Raw genomic sequence first — 13,612 nt, 5'->3', positions numbered from 1 at the left:
TATGGCCAGCTCAATTGGCGGAACGGATTTGCTCAGTCGCCGAAGGGATTGGGCGCCCGGTTCTCGATGGCGTCCGACAGATCGAACTCGTCGCGCACCTTGTCGACCACGGCGCGGATGCTGGCCTCGTAACCGGTAGCCTTGCCGAAGCCCTTCATATCCCAGTTCCGCCCGCGCGCATCGCGCGGGTGAGGCTCAGGCATCGGCACGCGGATCCTGGCGCCGTCCTCGCCGATTTCGTCGATCTGCTGCACTCGCCGGCTCACCTCGTCCTGCAAGGCGCGCGGGCCGCGCTCGCGCTTGGCCATGGCAATCTCCCGGAAGCGGTCTGGCAGTCATGCTAGCACGGGCCTGCCCCGACTCTCAAAGCGCCGCCTTTGCGGCCTGGTAGGCGTCGTAGAGCTTGCGGAATACCGGGCCCGGCGCGCCAGTGCCAATGGCCTGCCCGTCAATCGACACCACTGGCAGCAGCTCCTTGCTTGCCGAAGACAGCAGCACTTCATCGGCACTGAAGACCTCCTCACGCGCGATGCGACGCGCTTCCAGCGAGATATCGAGCGACGCGCAGAGCTCTTCCATCAGGCCGTAGCGAATGCCTTCCAGGATCAGGTTGTCCTTGGGCGGCGCCGACACCCGGCCCTTGCGCACCACCCAGACATTGGACGACGAGGCCTCCGTGAGCCAGCCGTCGCGGAACTGGATAGCCTCGGTCACACCATGCTCGGCAGCGTATTGCGCAGCCAGCACATTGCCCAGCAGCGACGTCGACTTGATCTGGCAATTGAGCCAGCGGCGATCCTCCATCGTTACGCATGCCACGCCCTGAGCCACGGCCTCTGCCGACGGCAGCACCATCGGGTTGGTCATGATCAGCACCGTCGGCGTGACCTCCTTGGGAAATGCGTGCGCGCGCCGCGCCACGCCGCGGGTGACCTGGATATACACCATCTGGTCGGACAGACCGTTCGCCTCCACCACACGCGCGATCAGCGCCAGCCATTCGGACTCGCTGTGCGGATCGGGGATACCGATGGCCGCAAGGCTACGCGCGAGGCGTGCCAGATGCTGGGCGCCGCGGAACGGCTTGCCGTTGTAGATTGGGATGACTTCGTAAATACCGTCGCCGAAGATGAAACCGCGATCCAGCACAGGGATGCGGGCTTCGGACAAGGGGGTCAGTTCGCCGTTGAGGTAGACGGTGGGGTCGGACATGGTGCGGGTGCGTTGGGAGGGGATGTCCGATTCTTTCACGGGTAAGGGGAGAAACCTATGCAATTGGTGCATAAGGACCCATGGCTGGCTCGGCAACCTGTGGCAAGCAACATGCGTTGGCACGCTGCGGCGTGATGCGTTGCTTCAAATGACAAAGGCCCCGATTCGCATCGGGGCCTTTGGTATTGAATCTGGCGGAGAGAGGGGGATTCGAACCCCCGATAGGCTATTAACCTATACACGCTTTCCAGGCGTGCGACTTAAACCACTCATCCATCTCTCCGGGAAGTCCGCGATTATAGCAGACCCCAATGCCGAGTCCAGCGTTTCGTGAGCGCGCGCCCTACCCCTTTCGCAAGTAGCTCACCAGGCGATCGATCACGGGCGCGTTCCGTGGCGTGACCAGGCTCACAAGGATGGCCGCGGCGAAGCCCGCCGGGACGCCGAAAGCGCCCGACGCGATCGGATCAACGCCGAACCACCTGTCGCCGAAAATCCCTGTCATCCGTGTGAAGAACGGATAGTTGACAAAGATGTAGTAGACGGAGATGCCAAGCCCGGCTGCCATGCCTGCCACCGCGCCGGCGGCCGTGGTGCGGCGCCAGAAGATGCCCAGCACCAGCACCGGGAAGAAGCTTGAGGCTGCCAACGAGAAAGCGGCCCCAACCAGGAACAGGATATTGCCGGGACGCAGGGACGTGACATACGACGCGAACAGCGCCACGCCAAGCAGCACGATCTTGGCGGTAGTGACGCGCCGCTGGTGGCTCGCCTGGCGGTCGACCATGTGATAGAAGACATCGTGCGACAGCGCGTTGGCGATGGTCAGCAACAGGCCGTCCGCAGTAGACAGCGCCGCCGCCAGCGCGCCGGCGGCGATCAGCCCGGATATCACGTAGGGCAGCCCGGCAATCTCGGGCGCCGCCAGCACAATCATGTCAGGCTGAAGCAGGATTTCGGCCCACTGCACGATGCCGTCGCCATTGACGTCGCGCAGCGCGAATACGGGTGGATCCACCTTGCGCCACTGCACGACCCATTGCGGCAGTTCGGCGTAAGGCGTGCCGACCACGTGCTGGAAGAACTCGTACTTGACCAGCGCCGCCAACGTGGGGGCTGATACGTACAGCAAAGCGATGCAGAACACGGCCCACGCCACGGAGTTACGCGTTTCCTTCACCGAAGGCGTGGTGTACAGGCGCGTGAGGATATGCGGCAGGCTGGCAGTGCCCACCATCAGGCAGAACACCAGCAGCACGAAATTCAGCCGCTTGGTGCCGCGCTCCTGCTCGGACGCCGACGGATAAGGCTCGGTGGAGGGCGTGGAAGGCTGGCTGCGCGCGAGCGCATCTTCGCGCATCTGGTTCCATTGCTGCTGCGCGGCGGCCGCATCGGCCGGGAATTCGATCCGTTCGCGTTCCAGTGCCTTGATTTCTCGCAGCGGAGCATTGCGCGCGCGCAGGTCGCGCAGGCGCGCGTCGAGGGCATCGCGCTCTTCGGCGAAGGACTCGGGCAGCCGCGCGATGCGATCCTGCATCTGGATGGCCTGCTGCTGGTAGAACTCGCGCACGGCCAGTTCCGCTGGCTCGCGTTCGAGCTGCCGCTCGCGCTGGTCCAGCTGCGACAGCAGCGGGCCGTAGCTTAGCTGCGGCACCACTTCATGATGGTGCTTCCAGGCGATCATCGAGACCGTGACCAGGAAGGCAACGATCATCATGATGTACTGCGCCACCTGGGTCCATGTCACGGCGCGCATACCGCCCAGGAACGAGCAAACCAGGATGCCGGCGAGTCCGAAGAAGATGCCGACCGCGAATTCCACGCCAATAAAGCGCGTAACCACCAGGCCCACGCCCTGGATCTGCGCGACCAGGTAGACGAACGAACACAGCGACGCCGCCAGTACCGCGATGGCGCGCACGGGCAGGTTGCCGCCCGGTTTGCCATTACCGTAGCGCGCTGCCAGGAAATCGGGAATGGTGTAGCCGCCGTACTTGCGCAGGTACGGCGCGAGCAGGAACGCCACCAGGCAATAGCCTCCGGTCCACCCCATCACATACGCCAGCCCTTCGTAGCCGGACGCGAACAGGATGCCCGCCAGGCCAATGAACGACGCAGCGCTCATCCAGTCGGCAGCGATCGCCATGCCGTTGAACATGGCCGGCACACGTCGCGCGGCCACGTAGTATTCGTTGAGGTCTGACGTACGGCAGATCAGGCCGATGCAGGCGTAGATCGCTATCGTGACGAAGAGAAAGACATAACCGAGCCACAGTGCATCGGCATTGGATTTCTCGAGCAGCCCCATCATGCCGACGAAGCCGAACAAACCCAGCGTGAACAGGCCGTAGTACAGCATCAGCCGGCGGCGGAAACGCGACTGGGGGTCGGGCATAGGCGGCGGTCGGGCAGTTGGGGACGATTAAGGTGAAGAACCCGCCGGCGCGCTGGACGCGGCGGCGGGTTCTGTCGGGCAAGGCGTTGCCGGATGGTCCGGTTACTGCGCCTGCTTCAGCTGCTCAAGGATCGCGGGGTTTTCCAGCGTCGAGGTGTCCTGCGTGATCTCCTCGTCCTTGGCCAGCGAACGCAGCAGGCGGCGCATGATCTTGCCCGAGCGCGTCTTGGGCAGATTGTCGCCGAAACGGATGTCCTTGGGCTTGGCGATCGGGCCGATTTCCTTGGCCACCCAGTTGCGCAGTTCCGTGGCGATCTGATGAGCTTCGGTATTGGTCGGACGCGCGCGCTTGAGCACCACGAACGCGCAGATGGCCTCGCCCGTGGTGTCGTCCGGGCGGCCCACCACGGCGGCTTCGGCGACGATCGGGTTGGCGACCAGCGCCGATTCGATCTCCATCGTGCCCATGCGGTGGCCCGACACGTTCAGCACATCATCGATGCGGCCCATGATGGTGAAGTAGCCGGTCTCCTTGTCGCGGATCGAGCCATCGCCGGCCAGGTACAGCTCGCCGCCGAGTTCCTCGGGGAAATAGCTCTTCTTGAACCGCTCCGGATCGCCCCAGATGGTGCGGATCATCGCAGGCCACGGGCGCTTGACCACAAGGATGCCGCCGCTGCCATTGGGCACGTCCTGCCCGGTCTCGTCGACGATGGCCGCCATGATGCCCGGCAACGGCAGCGTGCACGAACCCGGCACCAGCGGCGTGGCGCCCGGCAGCGGCGTGATCATGTGGCCGCCGGTCTCGGTCTGCCAGAAGGTATCGACGATCGGGCAGCGCTCGTTGCCGATGTTCTTGTAGTACCACATCCACGCTTCGGGGTTGATCGGCTCGCCCACCGTGCCCAGCAAGCGCAGGCTCGACAGATCGTACTGCTTCGGGTGGACCTTCTCGTCGGCCTCGGCGGCCTTGATCAGCGAGCGGATCGCGGTCGGCGCGGTGTAGAAGATGCTGACCTTGTGGCGCGCGATCATGTCCCAGAAACGGCCGGCGTTCGGGTAGGTCGGCACGCCTTCGAAGATGATCTGCGTCGCGCCCGCGGCCAGCGGGCCATAGGCGATGTAGGTATGGCCGGTGACCCAGCCGATGTCGGCGGTACACCAGAAGAGATCGTCGGGCTTGATGTCGAAGGTCCACTGCATCGTCATCAGCGCCCACAGCAGGTAGCCGCCGGTGCTGTGCTGCACGCCCTTGGGCTTGCCGGTGGAGCCGGAGGTATAAAGCACGAACAGCGGATGCTCCGCGCTGACGGGCACAGCCTCGCAGGTGTCGGGCTGGCCGGCGGAGACGTCCTCCATCCAGCGGTCGCGGCCTTCAACCCAGTTGACCTTGCCGCCGGTGCGGCGATAGACGATCACGTCCTTCACCGCCTCGCAGCCGCCCAGCGCCAGCGCGTCATCGGCAATGGCCTTGAGCGGCAGCGCCTTGCCGCCGCGCATCTGTTCATCGGCAGTGATCAGCGCCACGGCGCCCACGTCCACCAGCCGCTCCTGCAGCGACTTGGCCGAGAAGCCGCCAAACACCACCGAATGTGTGGCTCCCAGTCGCGCGCAGGCCTGCATGGCCACCACGCCTTCAACCGACATCGGCATGTAGATCACCACGCGGTCGCCCTTCTTGATGCCCCGGCTCTTCAGGCCATTGGCAAAGCGGCAGACCTTGGCGTGCAGATCGCGGTATGACACACGCGTCACCGTGCCGTCGTCGGCTTCGAAGACGATCGCCGTCTTGTCGGCATTGCCGTTCTGCAGGTTGCGGTCCAGGCAGTTGTACGAGGCATTGAGCTCGCCATCCTCGAACCACTTGTAGAACGGGGCGTTGCTCTCGTCCAGCACCTTGGTGAACGGCTTGTTCCAGTGCAGCAGATCGCGTGCGCGGCTGGCCCAGAAGCCTTCGTAGTCGCGCTCCGCCTCGGCGCACAGCGCACGGTAGGCATCCATGCCCGAGATCGCGGCTTGCCGGACGAAGGACTCGGGCGGATTGAAAACGCGATGCTCTTGCATCACCGATTCGATGGTGGACATAGGCGTGTCTCCTGATTTTTGACTGAACGGCTTGGCTGCCAAATTACGCCCGGCGCCTTACTTAAACCTGACGCTCCCCGCACTGCTGATGCGCCGTCGGATCTTGCTGCAAAGCAGCAAACCAGCAGGCCGGAGGCCGTGACAAAGAATGTGCAGCCTTCTTCATTAGGCTAGCACAGCTATAATGCCCCGGGCTCGATATTCCGGCGTCCGAGCGCCTCCGGCGTATCCAGTCCCGGCGCTTGCGGAATGCCCGCACCATGCCCGCACAAGGGGCTGGGTGCTCACGTCCGAGGCAGTATCCGTGTCCATCTATCCCTTCTTCCTGATTGCCTCGATGGCGCTGGTCGGCAGCAATGTCGGCCTGGGCAAATCGATCATCGCGCACGTGCCGGTGCTGCTGTTCGCGCTGCTGCGCTTTGTCATTGCCATCGTCTGCCTGGCACCGTGGTACCGGCCGTCCCGCATGCGCCAGGTCTCGCGCGCGGAATGGCGCAACCTGTTCCTGCAGGCATTCTTCGGCACCTTCCTGTTCACGCTGCTGATGCTCAACGGCGTGCGCCTGACCAGCGCGATGGCCGCAGGCGTCATCACCAGCACCATTCCCGCCACGGTTGCCATCCTGTCCTGGCTGTGGCTGCGCGAACGGCTGTCGCGCCGGACGATGGCCTCGGTACTGCTGGCGGTAGCCGGCGTGGCGGTGCTGAATGTGGCGCGCGGCGGATCGCATGGCGGTGGCGCCGGCGGCCAGGCACTGCTCGGCAACCTGATGATCCTCGGCGCCGTGGTCTGCGAATCGATCTATGTCATCCTGTCGCGCCGCCTCACGCAGACCCTGGCGGCCATCGAAATCTGCGCCTACACGCACCTGATTGGCGGCCTGCTGATGCTGCCGCTGGGCGTGATCCCGTTGATGAATTTCGACGCCTCCGGCGTGCCCGCTCAAACCTGGCTCATGCTGCTGTGGTACGCGCTGTCCGCCAGCGTGTTCTCGTTCTGGCTATGGATGAAGGGCATCCGGCATGTGCCGGCCCAGCTGGCGGGGGTGTTCACCTCGGTGCTGCCGGTGGCGGCTGCCGCCTACGGCATCATCTTCCTGGGCGAGACGCCAGGCTGGCCGCACGCCGTGGCGCTGGCCTGCGTGCTGGGCGGCATCGTGCTGGCCAGCTGGCCGGGGCCGATAGGCCGCCGGGCATTACGTGACGCCGCCTGAAGCGTTTCAGGAGGTGACGGCGATCACAGCATGCAACATGGTCAAGGTACAATCCAACCCCATTTCGATTGTCTGGTAATCCAGACCTATCCACCTGATTGCCCATGGCCCAATCCCAGATCCGCCCCATCCCCCGCCTCATCTTTGCCTCGCGCTGGCTCCAGTTGCCGCTGTACCTCGGCCTGATCATCGCGCAAGGCGTCTACGTCTATCACTTCATGGTCGAGGTGTGGCACCTGCTGTCGCACGTGACCGAATACGACGAGAACAAGATCATGCTGGTGGTGCTGGGCCTGATCGACGTGGTGATGATCTCCAACCTGCTGATCATGGTGATCGTGGGCGGCTACGAAACCTTCGTCTCGCGCCTTGGCATCGACAACCATCCCGACGAGCCGGAATGGCTTGACCACGTCAACGCCGGCGTGCTCAAGGTCAAGCTGTCGATGGCGCTGATCGGCATCTCGTCGATCCACCTGCTCAAGACCTTCATTGATGCCGAACAGCGATCGACTCACACCATCATGTGGCAGGTGGCCATCCACCTGGCTTTCCTGCTGTCGGCGCTGGCGATGGCCTGGGTGGACCGCATGGTCTCCCACCCGGCCGGCGCCCATGCGAAGCCAGAATCACACTAGGACAACGGATAGCGTTGGCTTCACCCCGCACCGCGGCCTTGCGCCGCGGTTTTTCATTTGCAATGCTGCCAATGCCAGCATGTGGCGCAGAATGCATGCAGAGGACTGTAGACGGCTGTATGCAGGCGGGCAAAGCGCCCCGGCTCAGTGTATGATTTCGGGCTGTGTTTCACCGCTGCCACCCCCCACAAAATGACCGTCATCAAGCAAGAAGACCTCATCCAGAGCGTCGCAGACTCCCTGCAGTACATCAGCTACTACCATCCGATGGACTACATCACCAGCCTGGGCCGCGCCTATGAGCTGGAGCAGAGTCCCGCCGCCAAGGATGCGATTGCGCAGATCCTGACCAACAGCCGCATGTGCGCCGAGGGCAAGCGCCCGATCTGCCAGGACACCGGCATCGTCACGGTCTTCGTCAAGGTCGGCATGGATGTGCGCTGGGACGGCGCCACCATGAGCCTGACGGACATGATCAACGAGGGCGTGCGCCGCGGCTACACCCATCCGGACAACGTGCTGCGCGCCTCGATCGTCAGCCCTCCCGAAGGCGCCCGCAAGAACACCAAGGACAACACCCCGGCCGTGATCCACTACGAGATCGTGCCGGGCAACACCGTGGACATCCAGGTCGCAGCCAAGGGCGGCGGCTCGGAGAACAAGTCCAAGTTCGTGATGCTGAACCCGTCCGACTCCATCGTCGACTGGGTGCTGAAGACCGTGCCGACCATGGGCGCCGGCTGGTGCCCGCCGGGCATGCTGGGCATCGGCATCGGCGGCACCGCCGAGAAGGCCATGGTCATGGCCAAGGAATCGCTGATGGAGTCGATCGACATCCAGGAAATCATCGCCCGCGGCCCGAAGGACTGGATCGAGGAACTGCGTGTCGAGCTGTACGAGAAGGTCAACGCGCTGGGCATCGGCGCGCAGGGCCTGGGCGGCCTGGCCACCGTGCTGGACGTCAAGATCATGGCCTGCCCGACGCACGCCGCGTCCAAGCCGGTCGCGATGATCCCGAACTGCGCCGCTACCCGCCACGCGCACTTCACGCTGGACGGCAGTGGCCCGGCCAAGCTGGAAGCGCCGGACCTGTCGCAATGGCCGAAGGTCGAATGGGCACCGAACACTGAAACGTCCAAGCGCGTCGACCTGAACACGCTGACGCCGGAAGAAGTCGCCTCGTGGAAGCCGGGCCAGACCCTGCTGCTCAACGGCAAGATGCTGACCGGCCGCGACGCCGCGCACAAGCGCATCGCCGACATGCTGGCCAAGGGCGAGAAACTGCCGGTGGACTTCAAGAACCGCGTGATCTACTACGTCGGCCCGGTTGACCCCGTGCGCGACGAGGCCGTCGGCCCGGCTGGCCCCACCACCGCCACGCGCATGGACAAGTTCACCGAGATGATGCTGGCCGAAACCGGCCTGATCTCGATGATCGGCAAGGCCGAGCGCGGTCCGGCAGCCATCGAGGCCATCAAGAAGCACAAGTCGGCCTACCTGATGGCCGTGGGCGGCGCCGCTTACCTCGTGGCCAAGGCGATCAAGGAAGCCAAGGTGGTCGGCTTCGAAGATCTCGGCATGGAAGCCATCTACGAGTTCGACGTCAAGGACATGCCGGTGACGGTTGCCGTGGACAGCGAAGGCACCTCGGTGCACAAGACCGGCCCGGCGGAATGGCAGGCCAAGATCGGCAAGATTCCGGTCGCTGCGCTGTAATTCGTACAGCCGCTGCTCCCCTCTCCCGCGTGCGGGAGAGGGGTTGGGGGAGAGGGCAAGCGTCAGCAGCACTGAAGACGCCCGCGCCATGGAGACGCCCGCCCTCTCCCCCGCCCCTCTCCCATAAATGGGAGAGGGGCGAAACAATCCCTTCATCCCCCACGTGAACCCTTCTCCCATCGGCGTCTTCGATTCCGGCCTCGGCGGCCTGTCCGTGCTGCGCGAGATCCGCGCGTTGCTGCCACATGAGTCACTGCTCTACCTGGCCGACTCGAGGTACGCGCCCTATGGCGAGAAGCCGGAATCCTTCGTGCAGGCACGCACGCTGCAAGCGTGCGAGTGGTTGCTCGCGCAAGGCTGCAAGGCGCTCGTCATCGCCTGCAACACCGCTACCGGCCATGCCGTGGAGCTGCTGCGCCAGAAGCTGACCGTGCCGATCATCGGCGTAGAGCCCGGCCTCAAGCCCGCGGCAGCAGCCAGCCGCAGCAAGGTGGTGGGCGTGCTGGCCACGGCCAATACGCTCAGGAGCGCGAAGTTCGCCCGGCTGCTGGCATCGCTTGACGGGGAAAGCCGATTCATCTGCGAAGCGGGGCTGGGTCTGGTGCCCCTGGTCGAGCAAGGCGACATCGACGGCCCGGACATACGCGGGCGGCTGGACAACTACCTGACGCCGATGCTCGAAGCCGGTGCCGACACGCTGGTACTCGGCTGCACCCACTACCCATTCCTCTCCGACACCATCCGCGACATGGTCGGCGACCAGCTGACACTGGTCGATACCGGCAGCGCCATTGCGCGCCAGCTGGCCCGCAGGCTGACTGAACACGACCTTGCCGCGGCGCCCGACGCCGTACCGCAGGACCGCTTCGCTTCGACCAAGGATGCCGCCCATCTGCGACAGATGGCAGCCGCATTGCTGCATATCGAAACACAGGCGGAAACGGTGGCGATCGAGCCGGCTCCCGCTTTCTGACACCTATCGCAGGAAGCCCAGCGGCCGGTGCGCACGCACGTCGGGCTTGACCGCGTGCTCGTGCCGCAATTGCGCGAGGAACTCTTCTGGCGTCAGCGAATCCCCGAGTAGCACGCACTGGCGCTTGACCGTGGCAAAGTCACCGGGAGTCAGGCAGTCCATGGCATCCAGCTCGTGCCGCATGGCATCCGTCAGCCGGGTTTCGTCACCGTCCAGGGCTTCATCGACGAACATCGTGACACGTTGCCCGGCCTTCATCGGCAGGAAGCGGATCTTGAACGAGAACCTGCGCAAGGCGGCTTCGTCGATGCGGTCGAACAGGTTGGTGGTGCAGACAAAGATGCCGTTGAAGCGCTCCATGCCTTGCAGCATCTCATTGACCTCCGAGACCTCGTAGTTACGCACCGCCTGCTGGCGGCTTTGCATGAAGCTGTCGGCTTCATCGAGCAGCAGCACGGCGCCGTCTTCCTCGGCACGCGCAAACATGGCGGCAATCTGCTGTTCGGTTTCGCCCACGTACTTGCTCATCAGGTCGGAAGCTCGCCGGATCATCAGCGGCATATCCAGCGCCGCCGCAATGTGTTCGGCCAGCGCGGTCTTGCCCGTGCCGGGCGGTCCATAGAAGCACAGCGTGCCGCGCTGGCGCACGCGAAGCGCCTCGATGATCTTGGCGACTTCGTAGCGCGTTTCCAGGTGCAGGTTGTCCAGGCGGTAGTGCGTCACTACCGGTCTGGCTTCAGCCTCCGGCCGCAGCCCCATGGCGCGGTCAGCGTGTTCAAGCTGGCGCAGGATCAGGGCCTCGACAGGCTCGTCCACATCGGGCCGCGCGAGCTGCACGAAGCGCGCGGCGGACTGCACCTGCGCCGGCGTAAGCGTCTTGCGCCCTGCCAGTGCGGTGATGAATGCATCACTGACGTCCAGTCCGCCCAGGTGCTTGCGGATGATGTTCTCGCGCACCAGCGGCGGCGGAATCTTCAGCTCAAGGTGGAACTGGAAGCGGCGCAGGTAGGCCGGGTCGATCTGCCGAATCGAATTCGAGATCCAGATCACCGGCACCGGGTTTTGCTCCAGCGTCTGGTTGACCCAGGCCTTGCCGTTGACCGAAGCACGCGCATCCTCCTGAGCGAACAAGCTCATCAGCTCCCGCGAACTGCCGGGGAAAACGTCCTCGACTTCATCGAACAGCAACGCCGTGCGCGGCCGCCCTCGCAGGAAGGCTTGCGAGACCTGTAGCGAGCGGTAGCGGTCTTTGCCCGACAAGCTGTTGCCGTCGCGGTCCAGGCAGTCGACTTCATACAGCTCGCAGCCGGCCTCGCGGGCCAGCAGCCGCGCGAACTCGGTCTTGCCGGTGCCAGGCGGGCCGTAGATCAGCACGTTCACGCCCGCGGCATGCTGGCGGGTGGCATTGGAAAGCAGTGCGGAGAGATAGCGCGCGTCGGTTTCGACATGCGGATAGTCGGAGACCGTCAGCGTTGGCGGCGCGGCCGGGCGCGTGAACACCGCCATCATCTCGGCCTCGTTGGCGTAGTTGCCGAGCAGCACATGCAGCAGGCGGTCGGACAGGCGCATCAGGTCGCCCAGATCGGTCACGCTGTTCTCGGGCAGCGGCTGCTCGATCAGGTTCAGCGTCTCCAGGCGGGAGCCGGGCCGCAGCGAGGCGGCCACGTCCGCCGGGCTGGCACCGGTCAATCCGGACAATATCTGGAACGCCTCCTGGCTGTGCGCCACCTTGCAGTCCACCATCACGGCGCGCAGGTCGCGCTTGTATTTGGCCAGCGCAGCGAACAGCAACAGCTTGCGCTCGTGCTCGGGCAAGTCGAGTACATGGCTGAGCATGTCGATGTTGCGCACCAGGAGCACGCGCTCGCCGTCAAGCCGCGACGCGATGGCCGCGGCCGAGGCATCGAACACCGCGAACATGTCCTTGGCGTGGTGCTTGACGTACTCGTCGAGGTAGTAGAACAGCGCGCTCTCGTCGAAAGCGCTGTTCCACTGGCCGTGGCGTTCCAGGAACTCCTCGGGCGTCAGGCGCCCCGCCCCTTTCCATGCCGGCATGTCGGCGCAACGGGCGGACAGGAAGCGCTGCACGCGCAGCACGACGCCATACGGCCACACCATCTCCTGGGCGCTGACCGTGAGCACGTCATTAATGTTGCTGCGCAGGTTGAACCGGGGGCCCAGCGCACACACGACCCGCAGGGCAAACTGGGCGCACATCCAGTCCAGCGCCGAGCTGGCCGAGATGCCCGGGCCGGGGCGCAGTATCCTCGAGCGGTCCTCTTCAGCAAAACGTGTGAAGTCCATGGCCTCGTCCCCGTGCACCCGATGGCGACGCCGCAACCGGGCGTACCGCTACGCTTGTAGACTTTTTCCTATGCTAGCGCGCTTTGCGGCTCGCGGCGCATTCGACGGGCCCCGCAATAGGCCGGTCACTGTGGCGCCGGCCACCAACTTGCAACGCTGCCTGGATTTGGGGGTATAACTGCCCTTTGGACAAATTTCCAGTTGCGACGCACAAATCACAACAAATAAGAATCATTATCGTTTATACTTCCGAGCTGACACGCCGCCAGAGAGTGGCGCTCCCCGGCAAACCCTGTTGCAGGAGCGTTTATCATGGAATTGCTTGTTAGCTTGCTGGTCGGATGTGGCATCTCGCTGATCCTGTTCTATCGCAAGTGACTCTGTGCCGGCCGGCAGATCCTGTTGTTCACCCTCATGTTCGATCAACGCTTCTTCAAGATTACGCTCGCCGTCCTGCTGCTCCATGCCGGCCTGCTTTACCTGATCCAGAGCGGGCTGGCCCGCAAGATGACCGAGGCGGTGATCGCCCCGGAAATCATCGCCCGCATCATTCCGCTCGAACCCGCCAAACCGCCCGCTCCGGAGCCCCCGAAACCCAAGACGGAAGCGCCGCCCAAGCAGGTGAAGGTCACCACGCCGCGGCCAACGCCGCCGCAGCCCAAGCCGGTTCCGCAGCCGGTCGCCGCGCTGCCGCCGTCGCCGACTGCAATCGAAGCGCCGCCCGCACCGCCGGCACCGCCTGCTCCCCCGGCGCCCGCGCCCGAGCCTGCGCCCGTTGCCGCGGCGCCGCGCGCTGTCGGCATTGGCGAAATCCAGTGCACGCCGCCGCAACCGAGCTATCCGGCCCAGTCCCGCCGCATGGGCGAGACCGGCAAGACCGTGGTACGCCTGACGACCGACGAGACCGGCAAGGTGATCAAGACGTCGGTGGTATCTTCCAGCGGATCGTCACGACTGGACCAGGCTGCCGTCGACGCCGTCCAGCGCATGCGCTGCAAGCCGTACATGGATAATGGCCGCGCCATCGCCGTGACCGCGCAGCAGCCGATTGGCTTCGAACTCAACTGATCTCAACC

General features: G+C 64.6%; 10 protein-coding genes and 1 tRNA gene. 5 read left to right on the top strand and 6 right to left on the bottom strand.

Annotation, left to right across the window (positions count from 1 at the left end; translation table 11 throughout):
* Positions 1–32: 32 nt before the first annotated feature.
* The 5 genes from LDO29_RS10460 to acs all read right to left on the bottom strand — a co-directional run bounded on the left by LDO29_RS10460 (position 33) and on the right by acs (position 5,692).
* Positions 33–308, bottom strand: coding sequence for a hypothetical protein (locus tag LDO29_RS10460; protein ID WP_224079719.1), 276 nt, complete (start codon positions 306–308; stop codon positions 33–35).
* A gap of 55 nt (positions 309–363) precedes the next feature.
* A complete protein-coding gene (locus tag LDO29_RS10455) occupies positions 364–1,212 on the bottom strand; it encodes a D-amino acid aminotransferase (protein ID WP_224079718.1) in 849 nt (282 codons plus the stop codon).
* Between the two features lie 192 nt (positions 1,213–1,404).
* Positions 1,405–1,495, bottom strand: a tRNA-Ser gene (locus tag LDO29_RS10450).
* Positions 1,496–1,555: 60 nt separating this feature from the next.
* Entirely contained in the window at positions 1,556–3,607 is a 2,052-nt protein-coding gene (locus LDO29_RS10445; protein ID WP_224079717.1) for a VC_2705 family sodium/solute symporter, read from the bottom strand.
* 102 nt (positions 3,608–3,709) lie between these two features.
* The gene (gene acs / locus LDO29_RS10440) at positions 3,710–5,692 is read right to left on the bottom strand and encodes an acetate--CoA ligase (RefSeq protein ID WP_224079716.1); all 1,983 of its coding nucleotides are present in this window, start codon (positions 5,690–5,692) and stop codon (positions 3,710–3,712) included.
* 304 nt (positions 5,693–5,996) lie between these two features.
* On the opposite strand from acs, the gene LDO29_RS10435 reads away from it, so the two are divergent.
* The 4 genes from LDO29_RS10435 (at position 5,997) to murI (ending at position 10,232) form a co-directional block, all read left to right on the top strand.
* Positions 5,997–6,905 (top strand): DMT family transporter, encoded by a 909-nt coding sequence (locus LDO29_RS10435; protein ID WP_224079715.1) that lies wholly within the window; start codon positions 5,997–5,999, stop codon positions 6,903–6,905.
* 104 nt (positions 6,906–7,009) lie between these two features.
* A complete protein-coding gene (locus LDO29_RS10430; protein WP_224079714.1) occupies positions 7,010–7,543 on the top strand; it encodes a TIGR00645 family protein in 534 nt (177 codons plus the stop codon).
* A 192-nt stretch (positions 7,544–7,735) separates the two neighbouring features.
* A complete protein-coding gene (locus LDO29_RS10425; RefSeq protein WP_224079713.1) occupies positions 7,736–9,259 on the top strand; it encodes a fumarate hydratase in 1,524 nt (507 codons plus the stop codon).
* 163 nt (positions 9,260–9,422) lie between these two features.
* Complete coding sequence (gene murI / locus LDO29_RS10420) at positions 9,423–10,232, top strand: glutamate racemase (RefSeq protein WP_224079712.1); 810 nt, start codon at positions 9,423–9,425, stop codon at positions 10,230–10,232.
* 3 nt (positions 10,233–10,235) lie between these two features.
* Here the strand turns inward: murI and LDO29_RS10415 are convergent, their stop codons facing one another.
* Entirely contained in the window at positions 10,236–12,536 is a 2,301-nt protein-coding gene (locus LDO29_RS10415; RefSeq protein ID WP_224079711.1) for an AAA family ATPase, read from the bottom strand.
* Positions 12,537–12,950: 414 nt separating this feature from the next.
* Here LDO29_RS10415 and LDO29_RS10410 point away from each other — a divergent pair, with 414 nt between their 5' ends.
* A complete protein-coding gene (locus LDO29_RS10410) occupies positions 12,951–13,604 on the top strand; it encodes an energy transducer TonB (RefSeq protein ID WP_224080038.1) in 654 nt (217 codons plus the stop codon).
* The last annotated feature ends 8 nt before the right edge of the window (positions 13,605–13,612 follow it).

This window comes from Cupriavidus laharis, assembly GCF_914271435.1.
Lineage (GTDB): Bacteria > Pseudomonadota > Gammaproteobacteria > Burkholderiales > Burkholderiaceae > Cupriavidus > Cupriavidus laharis.
The sequence above is the reverse complement of the archived record's forward strand: the minus strand, read 5'-3'. Positions and strand labels throughout refer to the sequence as shown.

Bases quoted from the DNA above. Each gene is read 5' to 3' on its own strand.
- LDO29_RS10460 (WP_224079719.1), bottom strand. From the start codon at position 308: ATGGCCAAGCGCGAGCGCGGCCCGCGCGCCTTGCAGGACGAGGTGAGC.
- LDO29_RS10455 (WP_224079718.1), bottom strand. From the start codon at position 1,212: ATGTCCGACCCCACCGTCTACCTCAACGGCGAACTGACCCCCTTGTCC.
- LDO29_RS10445 (WP_224079717.1), bottom strand. From the start codon at position 3,607: ATGCCCGACCCCCAGTCGCGTTTCCGCCGCCGGCTGATGCTGTACTAC.
- acs (WP_224079716.1), bottom strand. From the start codon at position 5,692: ATGTCCACCATCGAATCGGTGATGCAAGAGCATCGCGTTTTCAATCCG.
- LDO29_RS10430 (WP_224079714.1), top strand. From the start codon at position 7,010: ATGGCCCAATCCCAGATCCGCCCCATCCCCCGCCTCATCTTTGCCTCG.
- LDO29_RS10425 (WP_224079713.1), top strand. From the start codon at position 7,736: ATGACCGTCATCAAGCAAGAAGACCTCATCCAGAGCGTCGCAGACTCC.
- LDO29_RS10415 (WP_224079711.1), bottom strand. From the start codon at position 12,536: ATGGACTTCACACGTTTTGCTGAAGAGGACCGCTCGAGGATACTGCGC.
- LDO29_RS10410 (WP_224080038.1), top strand. From the start codon at position 12,951: ATGTTCGATCAACGCTTCTTCAAGATTACGCTCGCCGTCCTGCTGCTC.